Here is a 23,036-nt window from a genome sequence, read left to right as displayed (position 1 = left end):
AAAAAGAGCAGTTTCATCTGCTCTCTTCTCTTACTATTCAATCGGCAACATAGATAGTGCAACGCGTCCTTTTTTTGTATCAATATCATCTACCCATACTTTTACAATTTGCCCTACTGATACAACATCTAACGGATGCTTTACAAACTGTTTGCTAAGTTTAGAAATATGTACTAAACCATCTTGCTTTACGCCAACATCAACAAAAGCACCAAAATCAACAACGTTACGAACTGTTCCTTCTAGTTCCATACCACGTTTTAAATCTTCTAATTTCAAAATCCCTTTTTTCAGAAGTGGTTTAGGCAACTCATCCCTCATATCTCTTTCTGGACTAATAAGCGCATCTATAATATCAACTAACGTCGGCTCCCCAACTCCTGTTTCTTGAGATAACTTAGAAATCTCTACTTCTTCCAATCTCTTTTGTAATTGCGGTTGTCCTACGTCATCTATCGATAACCCTAGACTCTTCAATAACAATTCAACATTTTTATATTGCTCTGGATGAATACCTGTTCGATCTAATGGATTCGCTCCTTCTAGTATACGTAAGAAACCTATACATTGTTCATACGTCTTTGCACCTAAACGCGGGATTTTCTTTAATTCCGTGCGCTTCGTGAATTTCCCATCTTCTTCTCTCTTTGCCACAATATTTTTCGCAACAGTTTTCGATAAACCTGAAACATATTGTAACAATGCAACCGAAGCCGTATTTACATTAACCCCAACTTGGTTAACAGCTGTTTCTACTACAAATGTTAATGACTCATTCAGTCTCTTTTGAGATACATCATGTTGGTATTGTCCAACCCCAACTGATTTAGGATCAATTTTCACAAGTTCAGCAAGTGGATCTTGCAGACGTCTTCCAATAGAAACGGCACTTCTCTCTTCAACTTGTAAATTTGGGAATTCCTCACGGGCTAAATCAGAAGCCGAATACACACTCGCACCCGCTTCATTTACAATAATATAAAAGACATCTCGGTTCACACTTTGTAATACATCTACTATAAACTCTTCTGTTTCTCTAGATGCTGTCCCATTACCAATTGCAATCATTTCAACTTGATATTTATCTATAATAGAAAGAACTTTCGTTTTTGCATCATCATATTTACGAACAGGTGGATGCGGATAAATAACATCGATATGTAGTACTTTCCCCGTATCATCTACTACAGACAATTTACAACCAGTTCTATATGCCGGATCTACCGCTAGCACGACTTTCCCTTTCATCGGAGGTTGTAATAATAAGTTACGTAAATTCTCAGAGAAAATATGTATCGCTTGCTCTTCAGCTGTTTCTGTTAATTCTTTACGAATTTCTCTTTCGATTGAAGATTGAATTAATCGTTTATAACCATCTTCAATCGCTAATTGTACATAATGTGCACTTTTCGAATCGTTATCACGAATTACTTTCTTATTTAAGAAAGTTACTATCTCATCTACTGGCGGAACAACAGCAACTCTCAATATATCTTCTTTCTCGCCACGATTCATTGCTAATACACGATGTGGTACTACTTTTTGCAATGGTTCTTCATAACTGTAATACATTTCATATATATTCTTTTCATCTTTTTCTTCATCTTTCACGGACGAAGACATAACACCTTTTCTAAAAGTAACATTTCGAATCCAACTACGATACGCAGCTTCATCTGAAACCATTTCTGCAATAATGTCTTGTGCACCTTGTAAAGCTTCTTCTGCAGATTGCACTTCTTTCTCTACATTAATAAATTCCACTGCCTTTTTAGCCGGATCTTCTTTCTTATATAACAATAACCATTCAGCTAATGGTTCTAATCCTTTTTCTTTAGCAATTGTCGCTTTCGTTCTTCTTTTCTCTTTATATGGACGATATAGATCTTCTACTTCTTGCAACTTTGTAGCTTTAACAATTTGCTGTCGTAGCTCTTCTGTCAGTTTCCCCTTCTCATCAATAAGACGAAGAACTTCTTCCTTCCTATCTTCAAGTTGCATCATATATTGCCATCTCTCTAAAATCGTACGAATTTGCACCTCATCTAAAGAGCCTGTCCATTCTTTTCGGTAACGAGCAATAAATGGAACTGTGTTACCTTCTTCTGTTAATTGAATAACATGACGAACTTGCTTTTCGGTAAAGCCTAATTCTTTCACTAACATTTTCATTAACGCTTGTCGATTATCTACCATTTCCATATACAACCGTAACCTCCTCTATAATAAAAAAAGTTGCCCTTCAAAGAGAGCAACTTAAACTGCCGATTTAAAAATCTATTAGTCCTAAACTAATTTGTAACGCTTCATCTACACGACTCATCATCACTTCATCCAAATGAGTGATTTTGTCCGTTAAGCGTTGCTTATCGATTGTTCGAATCTGCTCAAGTAAAATAACAGAATCTCTCTCAAAACCATACTTTTTCGCATCAATTTCCACATGAGTGGGTAATTTCGCTTTTTGAATCTGTGCAGTAATAGCCGCTACAATCACCGTTGGACTAAAACGATTTCCGATGTCATTTTGAATGACAAGAACCGGACGAACGCCTCCTTGCTCAGAACCAACAACTGGGGAAAGGTCTGCAAAATACACGTCGCCGCGTTTTACAATCAAAATATTACCCCCCGCTAACTAAGCGTTCTACTGTATGAGCTGCTTCATACTCTGCTAAGAAAGCTTCAGATGCAATACCAAGATTAATTTTTCCCATTTCAATGTACCCACGTCGCATTGATTCATGTTGGTAGCGTTTCTTCGTCTTATGTTGACGCAATAACAATTGTGTTGCCTGGCAAATTAGTTCATGGCGATTCTTATTCTCTTGTTTTCCAATTCCGTCCAATTCCGTTACCATTTGCTTTGGCAACCGAACCACGATTTCAGTAGTTACACTTGATTCGGACACAAAAATACACCTCCACCGTCAACTACACACCCAAATATATATATGACACCTATTGTAATAATACCATTGTATGGAGCCTGTTGCAAAGACTTCCTTATTCCTTGCTTATGTTTTCCAATTCACAAACAAAACATTCATCTTCTTAAATTTTTTATCTCATAACTAACTAAAAACAATAGAACTCCTCTTCAAAACTTACGTGCAACTTATATAAAAAATGATTATAAGTAAAAAGCTTCTCATCAAAAAGAGCTTATTATCCAGCAATGAACAGTCACTCCAATGACAAGAAGCAATCATACTACCTTCTATATATTGTTCAAGTAATTAATTATCTCTACAACCTTACCATTCCGTATAAATATTCTTGGCACACGGAAACTAATCGTTGCAATAATTTCATAATTAATAGTCCCTGAGTATTCCGCAACCTCTGTAGCGCTAATATACTCATCTCCTTGCCTTCCAATAAGCGTAACTTTCGTACCAAGTGGCACTTCACAAGGAAGATGAATCATGAACTGATCCATTGTTACTCTCCCTACAATCGGTACCCTTTTACCATTTATAAGCACTTCAAATCCTTGTAACCTTCTAAGCCACCCATCTGCATAGCCAATCGCTACAGTCGCAATCCATTCTTCAGTTTTCGTTCGGTAGGTGACGTTATAACTAATTCCATCACCTTTAATTACCTGTTTAATATGAGCGACTTTCGTATGAAGTGATAGCGCCGGTTCTAATTCAAATGGTAAAAAAGGACGTATTTCTACAGAAGGAGATAATCCATACATTGCAATCCCAATTCGCACTGCATTAAATGTAATCCCTTGAAAACGTAACGTCGCAGCACTATTAGCTGTATGAACAAGCTTAGGATCCACTCCGAATTCTTTCAACCAACTTAACTGCTCTAAGAACGTGTTATATTGCTTATCAAAATACGAAGTCTCAACTTCATCTGACGTTGCAAAATGCGTGTATACTCCTTCTAACTCTAAAAACGGTGCACCCTCTAAACTCTTTAAAAATTCTTTTAGCTCTTTTCTTTCACGTATTCCAATTCTCCCCATACCACTATCAAAGTTAATATGGAATTTCATTACAGATGAACCATCCCAAAGTTCAATTGCTTCGTCCACCCATTCTTTTTGAAAAACAGTTAGCGCTACATCATTTTCAGCAGCTACATTTACATCACGTGGCGGCGAGGGACCTAACACTAAAATCGGCTCAGTAATACCAGCCCTCCGAAGCACTAAAGCTTCATCTAAAAAAGCAACAGCTAACCTTGTTGCACCTGCTTCTAATGCCGTTTTAGCCACCGGTACATAATCGTGCCCATATGCGTTTGCTTTAACTACAGCAAAAATCTCTACATTACTTGGGATGAACTCTTTAATATGTGTAACGTTGTTATAAATGGCATCTAAATCCACTTCCACCCAAGTGTCACGGTAAAATGGTGCTTCTTCCATAAATACACTTCCTTATACACGATATGCGAAGCTTATTCTTTTATATGCTTCTTTTATGAAATCCACCTTCAAACTAAGAAAAGACGTGGTGCACATATATCACCACGTCTAAGAAGTTTACTTCACCTGCTTCGCTGTAACTGAACGAGCAACCATTAACAGCTCCTTCGGCTCTAAACCTTTAGACACGAGCATATATTCTACTCCGTTATGCGACCACGTTACAGAGTCTTTCGTCAATGCACCAATCGTAAACCCAAGATCAACTGGTTCTCCACTTACACTTACCGCTGATGAAGCCTCTGCAACTTTTGCCTTTTCTTGTATTAAAGTAAAGGATTTCTTATTTCCAGTGTATGTGAGTATCGCACGCTTGCCACTGTCTGTCTTCAACTCTTTTTCATCTTGCAGAGTCATACCTTGTGGTGTATCAAGTGGATACAAAATAGCAAACGGTTTGTCTTCTTTCGCTGTAGTTTGAACATCTACCTGCGCTCTAGACATATTTTGTTTCGTATCAAATGCACCTTTATCAAATTTCGCATCAAATTTCACTTTAGAGAAATCTACTTTCACAAGAACATTTTGATCATTATCCATTAACTTCACTGAAACTGGAGTCAAATCGCTCTTATTCAATGTAATCTCTTGTCTAGGCAACATATTTTGATGTTGATAATTTGTTTTTGTTTTAAAAATATAATACTTATCTGTTTTCTCAAAAGTAAGGTTTTTCTTGTCCTGCAAAATATCTCTTACAAGTGATTCATATAAATAAGCCTGGCTACTATTTTGCGGCCAATCACTTTGAAAACGGAAGCTCTTATTAAGTGCTGGCGTTAATACAAATACACCTTCTTCATTTCTCAAAATAATTTGGCTTTGATCTTTTTTTGCATTTTTTAAATTCACACGATAAAAAGACGGTTCCTTATGCCAAATCTCTACGTTATACTCTTGAGGCTCATTGCCTGTTTTAATAGATAATTTTGCCTCAGCTTGATAACTTTTCATCCCTTTTACTTTTGATTCTAAATCTCTCACGACATCATCTTGCTTCTTTTCCATACAACCCGCCAACACAAAAACGGTCAACAAACCGACAAGAACTAAAAACAGACGCCTTTTCATCAATTCAGCCCCTTTGCCCCTATAAATGAATGGAAGATGTACCTTCCTTATCGCTACCTCAAATATATGAGACAAAGATATAAAATATGCAGACTAGCGTGACGAGCTTTCTAAAACAACTTGAGCAACAGCAAATTCCTTACTATGACTAATTGATAAATGAACAATATACTCTGTACTTGTAATCAGAATTGGCTTACCTCTTTCATCATTTTTCACTTCAATATCTAAAAAACTCACTTCTTTTCCGATACCAGTACCTACAGCTTTTGAATACGCCTCTTTCGCTGCAAACCTTCCAGCTACAAACTCTGTAAGGCGACTTCCTTTCAGCTCCATAGCAACATTACGTTCATTTTCCGTTAAAATACGTTCCATAAATTTAAGCTTTCCATCTAGCATTTTTTCAATACGATTTAATTCAATAATATCGATACCAATCCCTATAATCATTTCGAAATCCCCTTCTTCTATTTAACTTTCTTCTTTCATATTGATAAGAATAACAGAGAATCTTTCTGATGCAAAAGGGGTGAAAGTAACCGTATGCTAATAAGATCCACCCATATTTCTTTACAACCGACTATTCTTACCTTACTTCTTATTCATCTAGTCATGATGATATTAGGCGACTTTTTTCTCTTCCCACTGGCAGCCTCTAATGAATATATCGCTAAAGGAGAATGGTGGCGTGTCATAACTTCTCTTCTTGTACACGTAGACTTACAACATTTTCTTTCTAATATTATTTTTTTGTTTGCTCTTGGTTCTTCTATCGAAAAGCAACTCGGACACTTTTCTTTTTTTATTCTATTTTTTCTCTCTGGAATTTCAGGAAATATTTCTTCTTATATTATTATGCCACTTGAATATATTCACGCAGGTGCATCAGGTGGTATTTTCGGACTATTAGGTGCACAGTTATTTTTATTGTACAATCGATACCGCTCTTCAAAACCAAAAGAAATTGCTATTTTCTCAATTATGATACTTCTATTACTTCTATTTACTTTCTTTAATCCTTCTGCCAATCCGATCAGTCATTTAACAGGTTTAATAACCGGTGGCATTTTAACCCCTTTTTTAACAAAAAAAAACGATGGTGCAAAGCTTATTTAATATAAAAGCTTGCACCATCGATAATTTCTACATCTACTTGTTCACTTAAATCTCTCATTAATTGAAATAAAGACTCATCCTTCATCTTCGCCTCAATCATACAATCAATTTGCGGAACACTTCCCTTTATCCTTCTTAAAAAAGATAAAAATGCCTCTACATTAATATAATCTGCATGAGCTCTTGGATCTTTTCCCTCTCTAGGGCTAGAGATATGCATTTTAACCGGCAACAAAGACGTTTCCCACGTATGAACGACACGTGCCCAATCTTCATACCAATCTTCTTGCTCATTATTCATCATATGGTGATGCAAGTCAAATACGACGGGAATATCTAATTTTTCTCCTAAATATAATGTTTCCTCTAACGTAAAGGTTGTATCATCATTTTCTAATATAATCATTTCTTGAATACCCCTTGGGACATTCGACCAATTCTCTATAAAGCGCTCTAATGCAAGTTCTTTATCTTTATATCCTCCTCCAACATGCAGTACACATCGTTGCTTATGTTCAATCCCCATACCTTTTAATAATTTTTTGTGCATCTGCAATGTTTTTACAGATTGTTTAAAAACACTCTCCTCAGGTGAATTTAGTACAACAAAATGATCTGGATGGAAATCAATTCTCATATTCATATGAACTGCATATTCACCTAGTTTTTTTAAATTTTCTTTTAAAGGACGAATATAGTTCCACTCTATCAATTCCTCATGATTCGCTAAAGGAATGAGCTTTGAACTGAGCCGAAAGAAAGATATGTCATGCCCTTTATTATGCTTTAATAAACGTAAACAATTTTCTAAATTGGAATTAGCAATTCTTTCAAGTTTACGAATTGCAGCAGCACGATCATCTAATTTCTGAAACTGTGCATACGTCATCGTTTGAGATGGAGATGCATTCTTCAAATGTACACTCATCGCAACGTAACCAAGCCTTACAAGCATATAACAGCCCCTTTTCTATCATAACTATTATGTAGTATGCACAATTATAGAAATAAAAAAAGAGAATGCCCGCAAAGGGCATTCTCTTTTTTTTATTAAGCTTGTGGACGGCTATGATGTTTTCTTTCGCCGCGTCCATTTGAAGAACCAGGGCGACCTTGGCCTTCACCTCTACGACCACGACTACCACCATCACGATTACGATCGCGGTTACCATCACGATTGCGATCACGGTTTCCGTCACGATTACGTCCATCACGGTTACGGTCACGATTACGTCCATCGCCACCGCCGCGTGCATCACGACTACGATTACGGTTACCATCACGGTATCCGCCTCCGTTACCGCCGCGTTTTTTAGAACCGCCGCCTCTTGAAACAACAGGTGGTTCTGATGTTAAAGCGATCGGAGTTGTATCCGGCTCTTTAGTCATCATTTTTAAAGCAGCAGCTACTACTGTTACAGAGTCATTTTCTTCTAACATTTCTTCTGCAATACGCTTGTAGTATGCTAAGTTTTCATTTTCAATTGTGCTTTGAAGCTTTTCAGCGATTAAACGTTGTTGACCTTCTAATGCCTCGTCAAGTGTCGGTGCATCCATGCGGTCCATTTTACGTTTTGTTGTACGCTCGATATTTTTTAATTGTCCTGATTCACGTGGTGTTACAAATAGCATTGCAATACCTTTTTTACCTGCACGACCAGTACGACCGATACGGTGAACGTATGATTCTGGATCTTGTGGAATATCGAAGTTATATACGTGCGTTACGCCTGAAATATCAAGACCACGTGCAGCAACGTCTGTTGCAACAAGAACTTCAATAGAACCTTCTTTAAATTTACGTAATACAGACATACGTTTCGCCTGAGTTAAATCACCGTGAATACCTTCTGCAGCATAACCACGTAAGTTTAATGCTTCTGATAATTCATCAACACGGCGCTTTGTACGACCGAATACGATTGCAAGCTCTGGAGATTGAATATCTAATAAGCGTGTTAACACGTCAAACTTTTTCTTTTCTTGCACTTCTAAATAGAACTGCTGAATGTTTGGCATTGTTACTTCTTTTGCTTTTACTTTAATGTGTTGAGGCTCAGTCATGAAACGCTCAGCAATACGGCGGATTGGATCCGGCATTGTCGCTGAGAATAGTAATGTTTGATGTGTTTCTGGCACATCTGTTAAAATTGCTTCAATGTCTTCAATGAAGCCCATGTTTAACATTTCATCCGCTTCGTCAAGAACAACTGTCTCTACGTTTTGCAGACGAAGTGTTTTACGGTTAATATGATCTAAAATACGACCCGGCGTACCAACAATAATGTGTGGGTGTTTTTTTAGAGCACGAATTTGGCGGTTAATATCTTGACCACCATAAATTGGTAAAATACGAACACGTTTATGCTTACCAATTTTGTATAATTCTTCTCCAACTTGAATTGCTAATTCACGCGTTGGCGCGATAACAATACCTTGAACCGATTCTTTATGTGTATCCACTTTATCTAATAGTGGTAATCCGAATGCTGCTGTTTTCCCTGTACCTGTTTGCGCTTGCCCAATAATATCTTTACCTTGCAATGCATGTGGAATTGTTTCAGCTTGAATTGGTGTAGCCTCTTCAAAGCCCATACTTTCAACAGATTGCAGTAAAGAATCACTTAATCCTAATTCTCGAAATGTTGTCAATGTTACTTCTCCTTTTCTATCCTATACTTATCATTTAAAAAAAGGCGTTTTCCGAATTTGCGGAAAAGCCCTTTTCCTGAATGCTCACGTATATAAACGGGCGTATATTCTTCACGAAAATACTTCTAAACGTTATTACACTTTATCAATTATAAGTTTTGTATGTGTAAAAAGCAAACCCAACTGTTACCTTATTTTCATATTCAGAGTTTTTTTCTTCACTTTTATTTTTTTATATTTACTGTAAGCGCTTATTATAAGTTTCTTCTATTTTCGTAACTATCATCCCTATTTATATACACCAATTATTTCAACATCGTAATTACTTCTTCTAATTTCATACCGCGAGATGCTTTTATTAATACAACATCTTTCACATCGACTACTGCTTGTAAATCTTTTACTAACTCTTCTTTATTATCATACGCCTTTACACGTTCATTAGGGAAATTAATTTTCGCTCCTTCAGCAATTTGAGCCCCTAATCTACCGTATGTGAATACATACGAGATTTTTGCTGGATCGATTAATTTTCCTACCTCATAATGGAACTGTACTTCTTGATCTCCAAGTTCTAACATATCACCGAGCACAACGATTTTTTTAGCAAAACCATCTAAACCATTCATTAAATGGAATGCTGCTTCCATAGCCGTCGGACTTGCATTATAAGCATCGTTGATAATTGTTAAACCACTATTTGTTTTCACAATTTCCATACGCATGCCCGTCATTTGAAGTGTTACTAAACCTTCTTTCATCTCTTCCCACGTTACACCAAAATGTTTCGCAATTGCCATTGAAGCAAGTGTATTATACACATTATGTTTTCCTAACACAGGTAAGTAGAATGAAATATTTTCATCTCTATTCATTTTGAAATGTGTCCCAGTTGCTTGTAATGTTACAGTCGTTGGATAATAATCGTTTGCTCTTGCATCACCAAACGTAACCGTTTCTGCCGCTAAATTCATTTCAGGAACACGATTCGTTAATAAAGGCTCATCTCCGTTATATACGAACACGCCACCTTCTTGTAACCCTGTAACAATTTCTAATTTCGCTTCAGCAATTGCCTCACGAGATCCTAAATCCATTAAATGTGCCTCACCGATATTCGTAATGATAGCTGCATTAGGACGAGCTAACTTAGATAAGAATTCAATTTCGCCTCGGCTTGACATACCCATCTCTAATACTGCTACTTCTGTATTTTCTTCTAAGTTTAAAATGGTAAGAGGTAATCCGATATGGTTATTGAAGTTCCCTTCTGTTTTTTGCACTTTGAACTTAGTCGCAAGAAGACTTGTTACAATATCTTTCGTAGATGTTTTACCGTTACTACCCGTTACACCTACAACTTTAACATCCAATTGATCACGATAGTTTTTCGCTAACATTTGCAATGCCGATAGCGTGTCTTCCACAAAAATAACCGGAAGATTCTCAGGTGGATTCGCTACATCTTTCATCCATAATGTAGCCACAGCTCCATTTTCAACAGCTTTATCTACAAAACCATGTCCATCAAAGCGCTCCCCTTGAATCGGAACATACAAGTTTCCTTTTTTAATTTTTCTTGTATCAATAGACACGCCTTGAATAGTAATTCCCTCATATTGCTCTGCTAATCCAGTACCATTTACCATCTGTTCCACTTGCTTTAACATTCGCTTTATCATATAGAAACGCTCCTTACATAGAGGAAGCACTATTCCTATGAATAGTGCTTCCTCCTTTTTTGTTAGATTGTATATTTAATTTTTTGTTTTTCTTCGTGACGTTCAATCGCTAAACGAATTAGCTCTTCGATTAATTCTGGATACGGTAACCCAGTATGTTGCCATAATAGAGGGAACATACTGAACGGTGTAAATCCTGGCATTGTGTTTACTTCGTTAATATACACTTCTCCATCTTTCGTTAAGAAGAAATCAGCTCGCGTTAAACCTGCACCGTCTAATGATTGGAATGCAATAATCGCATCACGCTTAATTACATTAGATTCTTCTTCTGTCATTTCAGCTGGAATAATTAGCGCCGTATCACCATCGATATATTTCGACTTATAATCATAGAAGTCCTTTTTCGGGACGATTTCACCTACAACTGAACATTTCGGCTCATCATTACCTAGTACCCCAACTTCTACTTCACGACCTACAATATTTTCTTCTACAATAATTTTGCGATCAAATTGGAATGCCTCTACAAATGCATCCTCAAGTTCTTCACGATTTTTACACTTATTAATACCAACACTTGAACCAAGGTTTGCTGGTTTTACGAAGCAAGGATATCCTAACTTATCTTCTACTTTAGAATAAGCTTCCTCACGATTTTTTTCCCATGCACTACGAATGAAGGATGCATATTTTGCTTGTTTTAAACCAGCCTCTGCAAAGATGTTTTTCATAACAACTTTATCCATACCAGCAGATGATGCTAGAACACCATTTCCTACATAAGGGATATTCATTAATTCTAATAGTCCTTGAACCGTTCCATCTTCACCGTTTGGTCCATGTAGTAATGGGAAAATAACGTCAATAGCGTTCTCCTCAGAAGCTGCAGATGGGATAATTTCTGTACTTAATGATAACGGAGAAATCGCATTTTCTGCACCACTCATTTTTAAAGCTTCAACATCTGTTACTTCGCCTTCAATACGCTCACCACGTACCCATTGACCTTGTTCTGTAATATAAATTGGATGAATCTCGAATTTATCTTGATTTAACGCTTTAATAGCAGCAAGAGCCGTCTGTAGCGAAACTTGATGCTCAGCTGATTTTCCACCATATAATAAACCTAATTTAATTTTCGTCAATGAAATCACCCTAACCAATTGTTTTCATTTTTCTATTTTAGCACTTTTTATAAAAATAGGTAGTTCCTATTTGAAATAAAATGTAACTTCCATAAATAATTAAATAACATCACTTATTGGTTTTTCATTTCATTTTCTATATAGGTACACAAAATAAAATGGCAATCTAATCTAGTTATGTACCTAAAATATGTAGAAATCCCCTTTTTTGTGTATGTCACCTATTCACTAAGACGATTGTTTGGTTAGTGTGTCTTTTTGCCTTTGCTCAACAAGGCGATCTAAAGAAACATATACAATACCTGCAACTACACATCCTACAGCTAAAATTGTAAATAGAAAGTGACCAAGTAATCGATCTAATAAAAAACCTCCCAAAAGTGGGCCAAATGCGCTTCCTGTAATCCACTGCAAACTTGCAGCTCCCATATAAGTCCCTCTCAAATGCTCAGGGGCCAAATTTGCTACAAATGTCATCTGTACAGGCGACATAATCATTTCACCTAACGTATATATAGCATAAACGAACAGTAGTGTTATTAAAATAATTGTAGCATTTGTATTAAATTCTCCAAACCACTTCGGTAACCACCCTATAAAAAATAATCCAATCCCGAATAAACATGCACCATATAACATCGTCTTCCCGACTGGTTTATCCGTAGCCCATTTTGAAATTTGAAACTGGAATAAAACAACTAATAGTCCGTTTAACGCCATTAAATATGGATATGGATTATTCGTTCCAAAAATACGCTTCATTTCATTATCAAAATGTAGTGGCAACATGCCTTCGGTTTGAGAAAACCCCATCGAAATGATAATACCTGCTAATAAGTAAATCATTAATGCCTTATCTTGCATTACAATTTTCCAAACTGCTCCAGATTCCTTTTCTTTATGTTCTTCCCTATCTGTCCTTTTTGGCATCGTCTCTTGAATAAGAAGTAATACAAGTAACGCATAAAATAGCATTGTAGAAGAGGCAATAATAAACACAAGGTTCTTTGACAACACAACTACTGATGCTCCCATTATCGGACCAATCGCAGCACCTATATTGTGTCCCATTCGTAATAAACCATATGCCTCTGTTCTTTTTTCTGGTACCGTTACATCTGCGACCATAGCTGATGCAGCTGGATGAAATAAAGAATTACTCAACCCTAAAAAAATAGATAAAATTGCATATGGAATAAATCCTTCTATAAATAGAAAACCGAGCATTAATAATGCATTACTTGCCATAGAAAATATCATAATAGGCTTTCTTCCATATATGTCAGCAATTCTCCCTCCTATAAGTGATCCAAAGCTTGCAGCAATTGGAGAAAGCGCCATAATAACCCCAACTTCCAACAACGAATCTACCTTATCTTTTAAATATAATGCAAAAAAAGGCATTAACATCATCATTGCAATTCCATTTAACGTCTCTCCAATAAATCGAATCCATACGTTACGGTCCATCTCCCTTAACTCACGCCACGTATTTTTCATCATTCCACCCCTTTAGTTAGCCAACAATTATCTTACAATAAGTTCAGAAAAATGTAAATTTTCAAATAAAAAATCCATTCTAACAGAATTAGAATGGATTTTTTTCGCTTATAAATTTGCAACATCTTCTTCTTTTTTACTATTATTTAAAGCACTATGTTTTCGGCTATATAAGAAGTAAACCGCTATACCAATAACCATCCATATCCCAAAACTAATCCACGCTGTCCCCGATAATTGAAGCATTAAGTATAAACAGAAAATCACTGTTAATGCTGGTAAAAATGGTACAAGCGGAGCCTTAAATGCCCTTGGTAAGTCTGGATGAGTTCTTCTCATTACGATTACCGCAACAGCTACGAGTGCAAATGCTGACAATGTCCCCATATTTACAAGATGCGCTAAAACATTTAAATCTATTAATCCTGAAATCAGTGCCGCAATAATTCCCGTTGTCCATGTATTTAAAAATGGCGTTTTAAATTTCGGATGAACTTTAGCTAGACGCTTCGGCAGTAAACCATCTCGGCTCATCGCATAAGAAACACGAACTTGCCCATACATCATAACTAGCATTACTGTTGTAATTCCTGTAATTGCTCCTACTGAAATTACCCCCGCTAAACCATCTTGTCCAATAAATTGAAGTGCGAAAGCAACTGGATCTGATATATTTAGCTGCCCGTATGGAACAATTCCTGTCAAAATAAGCGAAACAACGATATAAAGAACTGTACAAATTAATAACGATGCAATAATACCAATTGGTAAATCACGTTGCGGACGTTTCACTTCTTCTGCCGCTGTTGAAACTGCATCAAATCCTATAAATGCGAAAAATACTGTAGCCGCTCCAGCCATTACACCATCTAAACCAAATGGCATAAAAGGCGTCCAGTTTTCAGGTTTCACATAATTAAAACCAGCAAAGATAAAAATAAGAACAACTGCTATTTTAATAAATACCATAATGTTATTTACTCGTGCACTTTCACGAACACCCCTAGATAAAAGAACTGTCATCACTAAAATAATTAGAACTGCAGGTAGATCAATTATTCCACCCTTACCTGTACCAGGAGCCGAGGAGAGAATAGTCGGGATATGAATTCCAAACCCCTTTAATAAAGATTGAAAATATGCAGACCAACCGTTCGCTACAGCAGATGTAGCAAGTAAATATTCCAGCATTAAATCCCAGCCAATTAAAAATGCGAATACTTCCCCCATCGTCGCGTATGTATACGTATACACACTGCCCGAGACAGGAACTGAAGAAGCAAATTCAGCATAACAAAATGCAGCAAAGGCACAAGCTAGAGCGGCAATCGCAAATGATAATATAATAGCTGGCCCAGAATGTTTCGCTGCCACAACACCCGTTAGAACAAAAATACCAGTTCCAACAATTGCTCCGATTCCAAGCATAGTTAAATCTAGCGCGCCCAATGTTCTTGCTAACGTTTTTTGCTTACTTTCTTGCATTAACTTTGCAATTGGCTTCTTTTGAAAAATTCGCTTCATCTTTCACTCCTCCAAGTTTTAAATTTTCTGAAAATTTTTAATTCGCTTTTTTATTTTACTCATTACGCTTTTCCTAGTCAATACTTTTGTCGAAACAAGTAGAAATTCTTCTAAATATGCACGATCCTTATCATTCTTTCTATATATCTTTCGACAACTCTTTTTGGTATTATTACACATGTCGATTCCACAAAAAAGGCATGCTCCCTTATTGAGAGCATGCTTTTTTTACTTATTTCACAGTATATGAACCTTGTTCAATCCAGCTATACATATACTTTTCATCTTCTGTTTCATGTGCTTGTTTGACAATACGAAGCGGACGGAATGTGTCTATCATAACAGCTAATTCAAGCGTCTCTTTCTTCCCTATACTTGCCTCCGTTTTCCCAGGATGCGGCCCATGGGGAATCCCGCTCGGATGAAGTGTAATAGAACCTTCTTCCACACCTTTGCGACTCATAAAGTTTCCTTCTACATAGTAAAGAACTTCATCACTATTAACATTACTATGATAATATGGTGCCGGAATTGACTCTGGATGATAATCGTATAAACGTGGTACGAAAGAGCAAATAACAAAATTATGTCCTTCAAATGTTTGATGTACTGGCGGCGGCTGATGAATGCGCCCTGTAATTGGTTCAAAATCCTCTACATTAAATACCCACGGATATAAATAGCCATCCCATCCAACAACATCTAACGGGTGGTGTCCTAAAACATGTTTATGCATATAGCCTCTTGATTTTGTCATTACGACAAACTCGCCTTTTTCATCATATGTCTCTAATTTTTCTGGACCACGAAGATCTCTTTCACAAAACGGACTATGCTCTAACAATTGTCCGTATTCATTTCGATAACGACGCGGCGTTGTAATTTGGCTATTCGCCTCTACAACAAGAAACTTAGTCTCTCCTTCATCTGGAATAACACGATAAATCGTTCCAATTGGAATCGTTACATAGTCGCCTTTTCTATAGTGAATCGTTCCAAACATCGTTTCAATTTTTCCTGTTCCATAATGAACAAATAACATTTCGTCGCCATCACCATTACGATAGAAATAATCCATTTTTTCTGTTGGACTCACTACTCCAATTAACAAATCTTCATTTCCAAGTATGAAATTCCGTCCACTTATTGCATCACCACTTTTTTTACTTTCTTTCGTTCGAAAGTGGCGATGAGAAAGAGCAACATCCTCTTCATACTGCAACTGACAAGAATGCGATAATGCAGAATGACCTACTTCTGTTGGCATATAATGATGATATAAAATAGACTGCGTACCAGAAAAACCTTTTGTTCCCATTACCTGTTCACGATAAAGCGATCCATCTTTTTTACGAAATTGTACATGTCGTTTATGAGGTAGTTCTCCCATGTGACGATAAAACATGCCCATCACCCGCTTCCTTTTCTTTTTTGATCGTATTACGTAGTGTACCTAAACCAGTAATCGACAGTTCTACAACATCTCCATCTTGTAGCCACTCTTCTGTACCCAGTTCTAAAATACATCCTGTTCCTACTGTCCCAGAACCAATCACATCTCCTGGATATAACGTAACGTCCTCTGAAGCACGTTCAATCATTTCAGCAAATGTATAGTAAATATCTTGGAAGTTTCCCTTTGATAATAGTTTTCCATTTACATGAGCAGTCATTTCTAAATTATATCGATCACCATTACGATAAACGTCTAATTCCTCTTTCGTAACGAGATGTGCTCCTAAAGAAGTTGCAAAGTCTTTTCCTTTCGCTGGACCGAGACCTACTTTCATTTCTGTTGCTTGTAAGTCTCTCGCACTCCAGTCGTTCATAATACAATAACCAAAAATATATTCCTCTGCTTGCTCACGAGAAATATTTCGCCCTTCTTTTCCTATTACGCAAGCAATCTCCAACTCATAATCAAGCTTTTTAGACTTTTTCGGACCAATTACAAAATCACCGGAACCAATTACAGCACGATGATTAGTAAAATAAAAAACCGGAATATCATACCATTCAGGCACAACATCTAATCCTCTTCGTCCGCGAGCTGTTTTTACATGTTGTTCAAATGCGTAAAAATCTCGAATACTACTCGGATTAGGAAGAGCAGCTGTCAATTGTACTTCTTCTAAAGCATATATACCCTTATTTGGATTCTTAATATTCCGCACTACTTCTACATACTCATCTGCTTTCTCTAAAAAAGCCATCATAGAAGAAGGGATTTCTCCTTCACTAGCAAGATTCATATCTATTACTTTGTCACCTTCAAGCCATCCAGCTCGTAGTTCTTTTGAAGGAAGACGAAATGTAACAAATTTCATCCTGATTCCTCCTTATAAAAATGAAATTTCCACCAGCAAAGGGACTTTTGCTGGTGGATACAAATCTTATAAGTTCCCGCGACGCTCTTGTTCTCTTTCAATTGATTCGAATAACGCTTTAAAGTTTCCTTCACCAAATCCACGAGAACCTTTACGTTGAATGATTTCAATAAATAAAGTCGGGCGATCTACAATTGGTTTCGTAAAGATTTGTAGTAAGTAACCTTCATCATCACGATCTACTAAGATCTTTAATTCTTTTAACTTATCAATTTCTTCATCAATTTTTCCAACTCGTGCAGTTAACTCATCATAATAAGTATCAGGTGTATCTAAAAACTCCACCCCATTTGCACGAAGCGCTTCAACTGTTTTAACAATATCACTTGTTAATAAAGCAAGATGTTGTACACCAGCTCCATTATAGAATTCTAGATACTCTTGAATTTGTGACTTTCTCTTTCCGTCTGCTGGTTCGTTAATAGGAAACTTAATACGACTTCCATTCGTCATAACTTTCGACATTAACGCCGAATACTCTGTACTAATATCGTCATCATCAAAATGAATCATTTGTTTAAAGCCCATAACATTCTCGTAATAACTAACCCACTCTTCCATTTTTTCAACATTACCAACTACATGATCAACAGCAATTAAACCAGACTCTTCAAATGGAATATTAAATTCTACCTTTTGGAATCCTGGCATAAATGCCCCTTTATAATTTTTACGCTCTACAAGCGTATGAATTGTATCACCATACGTACCAATAACTGCTTTTTTCAATGTACCTTCCTCATCTGTTAATTCCTGTGGTGGAGCAATTGCGACGGCACCACGTTTCACTGCTTCTGAGTATGCTTTATCAACATCATCAACAAGTAGTGCCACATCCTTCACGCCATCACCATGAGTCTTTACAAACTCTGCAATACGATTTTCACTACTTAAAGCTCCAGACACAACGAAACGCATATTTTTTTGCACAAGAACATAAGATACCTTTTCACGGTTTCCAGTTTCTAATCCAGAGTAAGCTACAATTTTGAATCCGAACGCTCTCGCAAGATAATAACTCGATTGCTTTGCATTCCCTACGTAAAATTCCAAATGATCTACATCACGTACTGGAAAAAAGTCCTCCATTTGTGCAGCTAGCGTATCCATAGATTTTTGTTTCATAATATCTTCATCCCCCTGTAAATAGATTAAATGGTCCATACTTAAAACCAACCGAAAACGCTTCCAACATTAATTAATAGAAATTAGTTAGCAAGCTAACAAATTCTGACCTTTAAAATTTTCTATCTTTTCTGTCAAATTCCTCTTTTTTTCTTACATATAAAATTCGACTTTTTTCTCTTTGAAATACAGCTTGATTTTATTCAATGGATTTTTGATTATTCGTTGAATCAAGTTTCAACCGCAGCGTTTAATTAGCATTGAATGCTGGATAATGAGGTAACTTTAATACTTGAGGGTATATAAGAAGAATATAAAAAAGACTCCAACATATTAACTACTTACCAATACGTTAGAGTCTTTATTTTTTTTGAATGATTGTATTTATATATCTCATACTAATACATTTGCAAGGAATAGAATAAATGATGTTACTATTACCGCTCCACCTAAGGATCCTAATAAATCTGTTTTTGTTACTTGAAACACTTGTTCACTGTTCATATCCCTCATTCTCCTTCCTTTTTTGTTTGATTTAAAACTTCTATTATACTAATACGCTTGATAGAAATACGATTAACGCTGTTAATACTACTGCCCCACTTGCTGATCCTACGAAGTCACCTTTTGTTACTTGTAATACTTGCTCTTTCATATCTTTCATTCTCCTCTCTTTTTCTTTTATTACAAAACTTCTATTATACTAATACGCTTGATAAAAATACGATTAATGCTGTTAATACTACCGCTCCACTTGCTGATCCTACGAAGTCACCTTTTGTTACTTGTAATACTTGCTCTTTCATATCTTTCATTCTCCTCTCTTTTTCTTTTATTACAAAACTTCTATTATACTAATACGCTTGATAAAAATACGATTAATGCTGTTAATACTACCGCTCCACTTGCTGATCCTACCACTTTCTCCTTTACTTCTCTCTTGGCTCTGTTACAAAGCTTCTATTATACTAATACGCTTGATAGAAATACGATTAACGCTGTTAATACTACTGCTCCACTTGCTGATCCTACGAAGTCACCTTTTGTTACTTGTAATACTTGCTCTTTCATATCTTTCATTCTCCTTTTTTTATAAGTTATCTATATGTAATTTCTAAGAAATGTTTATTTCATAGTTTTTATGTTAACGTTACATTAAATTTGATAACGTAATGTTTGTAACATTACTGTAACATAACTATTATTACGTTGCAATATAATTACGTAAAATTTATTACACTTTTTTTACGTTTTTTTATAACAACCCTCAAAAACCTTTATTTAATGCATTTTTCACTAAGTCCACGTTTGTAACATTCGCGTAACATTACAGTCATAAAGTGAAATGTATCCATATTCCTCTCTATTTTTGTTACAAATTGTTTATTTAGTGCCACTAAACCTATCTAATCTTTACTTACTTTTAATATGAGATAAAATACCGTCTTTCCAAGATAAGTTTATATGTTTCCTCTATATAACTATGTATAATAAAAACAAAGAGGTGGTCATTTTGAAATTAATCGCATTAGATATGGATGGTACACTACTATCATCTAATCTTGAAATCTCCAAAGAAAACCTACAAGCAATCCAAACTGCACAAGAAGCCGGTCATATTGTAATGATCTGTTCTGGTCGTGCGAAAGAGGATGCTTTAAAACTATTGGAAGAATATAAATTATCTCTTCCAGTCGGAGCAAGCAATGGGGCAATTGTTTATGTGGATGGAAAAGTAATTAACTCGCGTTGTTTACAAAACGATAAAGTATACAAGCTTGCAAAATTACTAGAATCTGAAGGTTTTCCTTATAAGCTATATACGAATAAAGGAGTTTATTCTCCATATACATGGCAAGATCAAGTCATGCAAGCTTTCGAAGAGAACAAGCATGCATTAGATGTTACACTTGAGGAGCTTGAGAGAATTACAGAAAAACAAAAGAAATCAAACTTAATTACTGATTTCCAAAAAATTGAAGATGTTGTAAATAATCCAGAATTAGAAATATCTAAATTCTTCATTTTGACATTTAATGCAACGCATCGTGCACAGCTATTAAGTATGTTACAAGAAGACACTGATATTTCGGTTACAGCATCAGCTCCTACTAATGTAGAAATTATGGATAAGCTTGGTCATAAAGGAAACGGTCTACAAGAAATGGCTGCTTATTTCAATATACCAATTGAAGATACTATTGCAATCGGGGACAACTTTAATGATGTGCCAATGTTACAAGTAGCTGGCTTATCAGTTGCGATGGGAAATGCTGAAGAAGATGTAAAAAAACTATGTGATGTTGTAACATTAACAAACAATGAACATGGTGTTGCTCACGCAATTGAGCAATTTGTATTGAAACAAACTTCATCTAGTAAATAAAAGAAAAGGACTCTTTCCATTTGAAAGGGTCCTTTTCTTTTATACGTGATGACAAGCAACAAAATGCTCCTCACCAACATTACGGAATTCTGGTACTGTTTTTTTACAAACATCCGTTGCAAATGGGCAACGTGTATGAAAACGACAGCCCGAAGGTGGATTTGCTGGACTTGGAATATCCCCTTCTAGTATAATTCGCTCTCGCTTCACTGTTGGATCTGGTATTGGAACAGCTGATAACAATGCTTTCGTATAAGGATGTAGCGGATTGGTAAATAACTCATCACGCGGTGCTGTCTCCACAATCGTACCTAAATACATAATTCCGATTTTCGTACATAAATGTTCTACTACACTTAAATCATGCGAAATGAATAAATAAGATAATCCCTTTTTCTCCTGTAACTCACTAAATAAATTAATAATTTGTGCTTGGATAGATACATCTAGTGCCGCCACAGGTTCATCAGCTACAATGAATTCTGGATTTAATACCATAGCTCTTGCGATTACGATACGCTGACGTTGTCCACCAGAAAACTCATGGGGATACCGGTCAATATGATAAGGAGCTAATCCACATAACTCCAATACTTCAATTACCTTTTCACGAACATTTTCTTTCGTCGCTAATCCGTGGGCCAACATTGGCTCTCCAAGCGCTTCTCCAATTCTCATTCTCGGATTTAATGAACTAAATGGATCTTGGAAAACGAGCTGCATATTAGGGCGATGTTTTCTTAATTCATCCTTGGATAAAGAATGAACATCTTTCCCTTTAAACTTCACTTCTCCCTCCGTTTTTTGAACGAGGCGTAAAATTGTTTTTCCTATTGTTGTTTTTCCGCTCCCTGATTCGCCAACGAGACCAAACACTTCACCTTTATTAATAGTAAAACTTACTCCATCAACTGCTTTTACATGCCCAATTGTTCTACTAAATACGCCACCCTTGATTGGAAAATATGTCTTTAGGTTTTTTACCTCTAATAATGGTTCACTCATTGTTCCGCACGCTCCTCATATAACCAGCAAGCTACTTTATGATTTTCATCATTTACATTTAGATTTGGGGCTTCTTTTTCACATATTTCCATACAATGCTCACAACGCCCACTAAAGTAACAAAACTCACCTAAACCAACTAAATTCGGAACTTGCCCTGGAATAGAATATAGTTTATCTATTCGTTTTCCCATTACTGGTTTTGATTTCAATAATCCTTTCGTATAAGGATGTTTTGGATTTTGGAATATCTCTAGTACTGGGGCTTCTTCAATAACTTTCCCGCCATACATAACGACAACATAATCAGCCATTTCTGCTACGACACCTAAGTCATGTGTAATTAATAAAATCGACGTTTTAAATTCTTCTTTCACTTGTCTTAGTAGATCCAATATTTGAGCCTGAATGGTAACATCAAGAGCTGTTGTTGGTTCATCCGCAATTAATAACTTAGGATTACAACTAAGTGCAACAGCAATCATAATACGTTGTAACATCCCACCGCTCAGTTCATGCGGATAAGAATGGACGATTTCATCAGCGCGGGCTATGCCAACTTTACGAATTAACTCAATTGCCTTCTTATATGCTTCATTTTTACTAAGTAATTCATGCTCCCTTAACGTTTCTACAATTTGCTCACCTACAGTGAAGACGGGGTTTAGCGATGTCATCGGTTCTTGGAAAATCATCGCAATATCATTACCTCGTAAACTACGAAGTTCTTTCTCTTTCATTCCTAAAAGACTTTTTCCTTCATATAAAATGTCTCCACCCACTACACTACCAGATTCAGCAATAAGCCCCATAATAGATAAAGCTGTTACACTTTTCCCGCAACCTGATTCACCTACAACACAAACAGTTTCCCCTTCTCGAACCACAAAGCTAACATGGTTCACAGCCTTTACTGTCCCCTCGTCAGTTTGAAAATGTGTTTGTAAGTCTTTCAGCTCTACTACCGCTTTACTCATATCTTCTCAC

General features: G+C 36.3%; 22 protein-coding genes and 1 pseudogene. 2 read left to right on the top strand and 21 right to left on the bottom strand.

From position 1 onward, the window contains the following. Window positions 1–33: 33 nt before the first annotated feature. The 6 genes from AXW78_RS01310 to acpS form a co-directional block, all read right to left on the bottom strand. Window positions 34–2,202: a Tex family protein gene (locus tag AXW78_RS01310; RefSeq protein WP_000426236.1), complete on the bottom strand. Its 2,169-nt coding sequence runs from the start codon at window positions 2,200–2,202 to the stop codon at window positions 34–36. Between the two features lie 67 nt (window positions 2,203–2,269). Beyond that, the gene (gene ndoA, locus AXW78_RS01305; protein WP_000635965.1) at window positions 2,270–2,620 is read right to left on the bottom strand and encodes a type II toxin-antitoxin system endoribonuclease NdoA; all 351 of its coding nucleotides are present in this window, start codon (window positions 2,618–2,620) and stop codon (window positions 2,270–2,272) included. Between the two features lie 4 nt (window positions 2,621–2,624). After that, the gene (locus AXW78_RS01300; protein WP_000004570.1) at window positions 2,625–2,912 is read right to left on the bottom strand and encodes an antitoxin EndoAI; all 288 of its coding nucleotides are present in this window, start codon (window positions 2,910–2,912) and stop codon (window positions 2,625–2,627) included. 308 nt (window positions 2,913–3,220) lie between these two features. Further along, window positions 3,221–4,390, bottom strand: coding sequence for an alanine racemase (gene alr / locus AXW78_RS01295; protein ID WP_000390613.1), 1,170 nt, complete (start codon window positions 4,388–4,390; stop codon window positions 3,221–3,223). 117 nt (window positions 4,391–4,507) lie between these two features. Then, window positions 4,508–5,458, bottom strand: a complete 951-nt coding sequence (locus AXW78_RS01290; protein ID WP_002004297.1) for a LolA family protein — start codon at window positions 5,456–5,458, stop codon at window positions 4,508–4,510. Window positions 5,459–5,614: 156 nt separating this feature from the next. After that, window positions 5,615–5,974 (bottom strand): holo-ACP synthase, encoded by a 360-nt coding sequence (acpS, locus tag AXW78_RS01285; RefSeq protein WP_000583417.1) that lies wholly within the window; start codon window positions 5,972–5,974, stop codon window positions 5,615–5,617. Window positions 5,975–6,067: 93 nt separating this feature from the next. Here acpS and AXW78_RS01280 point away from each other — a divergent pair, with 93 nt between their 5' ends. Further along, window positions 6,068–6,640 (top strand): rhomboid family intramembrane serine protease, encoded by a 573-nt coding sequence (locus tag AXW78_RS01280; RefSeq protein WP_000908521.1) that lies wholly within the window; start codon window positions 6,068–6,070, stop codon window positions 6,638–6,640. Here the strand turns inward: AXW78_RS01280 and uvsE are convergent. The 13 genes and pseudogenes from uvsE to AXW78_RS35210 form a co-directional block, all read right to left on the bottom strand. Continuing rightward, window positions 6,633–7,595 carry a UV DNA damage repair endonuclease UvsE gene (gene uvsE / locus AXW78_RS01275; RefSeq protein WP_000961160.1) on the bottom strand — a complete coding sequence of 321 codons (963 nt, stop codon included), beginning with the start codon at window positions 7,593–7,595 and terminating at the stop codon, window positions 6,633–6,635. The two genes, AXW78_RS01280 and uvsE, sit on opposite strands and share 8 nt — an antisense overlap. 95 nt (window positions 7,596–7,690) lie before the next feature. After that, window positions 7,691–9,292: a degradosome RNA helicase CshA gene (locus AXW78_RS01270; RefSeq protein WP_000206585.1), complete on the bottom strand. Its 1,602-nt coding sequence runs from the start codon at window positions 9,290–9,292 to the stop codon at window positions 7,691–7,693. Window positions 9,293–9,597: 305 nt separating this feature from the next. Then, the gene (gene murF / locus AXW78_RS01265; RefSeq protein ID WP_000595966.1) at window positions 9,598–10,974 is read right to left on the bottom strand and encodes a UDP-N-acetylmuramoyl-tripeptide--D-alanyl-D-alanine ligase; all 1,377 of its coding nucleotides are present in this window, start codon (window positions 10,972–10,974) and stop codon (window positions 9,598–9,600) included. A gap of 62 nt (window positions 10,975–11,036) precedes the next feature. Next, window positions 11,037–12,122 (bottom strand): D-alanine--D-alanine ligase, encoded by a 1,086-nt coding sequence (locus tag AXW78_RS01260; protein ID WP_000161427.1) that lies wholly within the window; start codon window positions 12,120–12,122, stop codon window positions 11,037–11,039. A gap of 228 nt (window positions 12,123–12,350) precedes the next feature. After that, a complete protein-coding gene (locus tag AXW78_RS01255; protein WP_000799727.1) occupies window positions 12,351–13,622 on the bottom strand; it encodes an MDR family MFS transporter in 1,272 nt (423 codons plus the stop codon). Window positions 13,623–13,730: 108 nt separating this feature from the next. Beyond that, a complete protein-coding gene (locus AXW78_RS01250; RefSeq protein WP_000821075.1) occupies window positions 13,731–15,146 on the bottom strand; it encodes a branched-chain amino acid transporter BcaP in 1,416 nt (471 codons plus the stop codon). Between the two features lie 232 nt (window positions 15,147–15,378). Beyond that, window positions 15,379–16,551, bottom strand: a complete 1,173-nt coding sequence (locus AXW78_RS01245) for a homogentisate 1,2-dioxygenase (RefSeq protein ID WP_013141710.1) — start codon at window positions 16,549–16,551, stop codon at window positions 15,379–15,381. Then, complete coding sequence (locus AXW78_RS01240) at window positions 16,517–17,473, bottom strand: fumarylacetoacetate hydrolase family protein (protein ID WP_000673997.1); 957 nt, start codon at window positions 17,471–17,473, stop codon at window positions 16,517–16,519. The genes AXW78_RS01245 and AXW78_RS01240 overlap by 35 nt, the downstream gene beginning before the upstream one ends. Before the next feature lie 66 nt (window positions 17,474–17,539). Then, window positions 17,540–18,658, bottom strand: coding sequence for a 4-hydroxyphenylpyruvate dioxygenase (gene hppD / locus AXW78_RS01235; RefSeq protein ID WP_000810923.1), 1,119 nt, complete (start codon window positions 18,656–18,658; stop codon window positions 17,540–17,542). A gap of 393 nt (window positions 18,659–19,051) precedes the next feature. Beyond that, window positions 19,052–19,162, bottom strand: coding sequence for a DUF3948 family protein (locus tag AXW78_RS01230; RefSeq protein WP_001083693.1), 111 nt, complete (start codon window positions 19,160–19,162; stop codon window positions 19,052–19,054). 43 nt (window positions 19,163–19,205) lie between these two features. Beyond that, on the bottom strand, window positions 19,206–19,313 hold the full coding sequence (locus AXW78_RS01225) for a DUF3948 family protein (RefSeq protein WP_000664237.1): 108 nt from the start codon (window positions 19,311–19,313) through the stop codon (window positions 19,206–19,208). Window positions 19,314–19,356: 43 nt separating this feature from the next. Further along, on the bottom strand, window positions 19,357–19,473 hold the full coding sequence (locus AXW78_RS01220) for a DUF3948 family protein (protein ID WP_000654250.1): 117 nt from the start codon (window positions 19,471–19,473) through the stop codon (window positions 19,357–19,359). A gap of 34 nt (window positions 19,474–19,507) precedes the next feature. Beyond that, window positions 19,508–19,738: pseudogene (locus tag AXW78_RS35210) on the bottom strand (DUF3948 family protein). Between the two features lie 433 nt (window positions 19,739–20,171). On the opposite strand from AXW78_RS35210, the gene AXW78_RS01210 reads away from it, so the two are divergent. Then, window positions 20,172–21,044 carry a Cof-type HAD-IIB family hydrolase gene (locus AXW78_RS01210; protein WP_000766427.1) on the top strand — a complete coding sequence of 291 codons (873 nt, stop codon included), beginning with the start codon at window positions 20,172–20,174 and terminating at the stop codon, window positions 21,042–21,044. 39 nt (window positions 21,045–21,083) lie between these two features. On the opposite strand, the gene AXW78_RS01205 is transcribed toward AXW78_RS01210, so the two are convergent. Both AXW78_RS01205 and AXW78_RS01200 read right to left on the bottom strand, forming a co-directional pair. Further along, the gene (locus tag AXW78_RS01205) at window positions 21,084–22,049 is read right to left on the bottom strand and encodes an ABC transporter ATP-binding protein (protein ID WP_001294520.1); all 966 of its coding nucleotides are present in this window, start codon (window positions 22,047–22,049) and stop codon (window positions 21,084–21,086) included. Continuing rightward, complete coding sequence (locus tag AXW78_RS01200; RefSeq protein ID WP_046946213.1) at window positions 22,046–23,026, bottom strand: ABC transporter ATP-binding protein; 981 nt, start codon at window positions 23,024–23,026, stop codon at window positions 22,046–22,048. Before AXW78_RS01200 ends, AXW78_RS01205 begins: the two co-directional genes overlap by 4 nt. Window positions 23,027–23,036: the final 10 nt, after the last annotated feature.

Origin of the sequence: Bacillus thuringiensis, assembly GCF_001595725.1 — a bacterium.
In the GTDB taxonomy this organism is placed as follows: domain Bacteria; phylum Bacillota; class Bacilli; order Bacillales; family Bacillaceae_G; genus Bacillus_A; species Bacillus_A thuringiensis_K.
This window is presented reverse-complemented; position numbering and strand designations above follow the sequence as displayed.

Bases quoted from the DNA above. Each gene is read 5' to 3' on its own strand.
- acpS (WP_000583417.1), bottom strand. From the start codon at position 5,974: ATGATTATAGGGATTGGTATCGATATTATTGAATTAAATCGTATTGAA.
- AXW78_RS01205 (WP_001294520.1), bottom strand. From the start codon at position 22,049: ATGAGTGAACCATTATTAGAGGTAAAAAACCTAAAGACATATTTTCCA.
- AXW78_RS01280 (WP_000908521.1), top strand. From the start codon at position 6,068: ATGCTAATAAGATCCACCCATATTTCTTTACAACCGACTATTCTTACC.
- AXW78_RS01245 (WP_013141710.1), bottom strand. From the start codon at position 16,551: ATGTTTTATCGTCACATGGGAGAACTACCTCATAAACGACATGTACAA.
- AXW78_RS01220 (WP_000654250.1), bottom strand. From the start codon at position 19,473: ATGAAAGATATGAAAGAGCAAGTATTACAAGTAACAAAAGGTGACTTC.
- AXW78_RS01255 (WP_000799727.1), bottom strand. From the start codon at position 13,622: ATGAAAAATACGTGGCGTGAGTTAAGGGAGATGGACCGTAACGTATGG.
- AXW78_RS01310 (WP_000426236.1), bottom strand. From the start codon at position 2,202: ATGGAAATGGTAGATAATCGACAAGCGTTAATGAAAATGTTAGTGAAA.
- murF (WP_000595966.1), bottom strand. From the start codon at position 10,974: ATGATAAAGCGAATGTTAAAGCAAGTGGAACAGATGGTAAATGGTACT.
- hppD (WP_000810923.1), bottom strand. From the start codon at position 18,658: ATGAAACAAAAATCTATGGATACGCTAGCTGCACAAATGGAGGACTTT.
- uvsE (WP_000961160.1), bottom strand. From the start codon at position 7,595: ATGCTTGTAAGGCTTGGTTACGTTGCGATGAGTGTACATTTGAAGAAT.
- AXW78_RS01250 (WP_000821075.1), bottom strand. From the start codon at position 15,146: ATGAAGCGAATTTTTCAAAAGAAGCCAATTGCAAAGTTAATGCAAGAA.
- AXW78_RS01225 (WP_000664237.1), bottom strand. From the start codon at position 19,313: ATGAAAGAGCAAGTATTACAAGTAACAAAAGGTGACTTCGTAGGATCA.
- AXW78_RS01290 (WP_002004297.1), bottom strand. From the start codon at position 5,458: ATGGAAAAGAAGCAAGATGATGTCGTGAGAGATTTAGAATCAAAAGTA.
- AXW78_RS01200 (WP_046946213.1), bottom strand. From the start codon at position 23,026: ATGAGTAAAGCGGTAGTAGAGCTGAAAGACTTACAAACACATTTTCAA.
- alr (WP_000390613.1), bottom strand. From the start codon at position 4,390: ATGGAAGAAGCACCATTTTACCGTGACACTTGGGTGGAAGTGGATTTA.
- AXW78_RS01230 (WP_001083693.1), bottom strand. From the start codon at position 19,162: ATGAACAGTGAACAAGTGTTTCAAGTAACAAAAACAGATTTATTAGGA.
- AXW78_RS01240 (WP_000673997.1), bottom strand. From the start codon at position 17,473: ATGAAATTTGTTACATTTCGTCTTCCTTCAAAAGAACTACGAGCTGGA.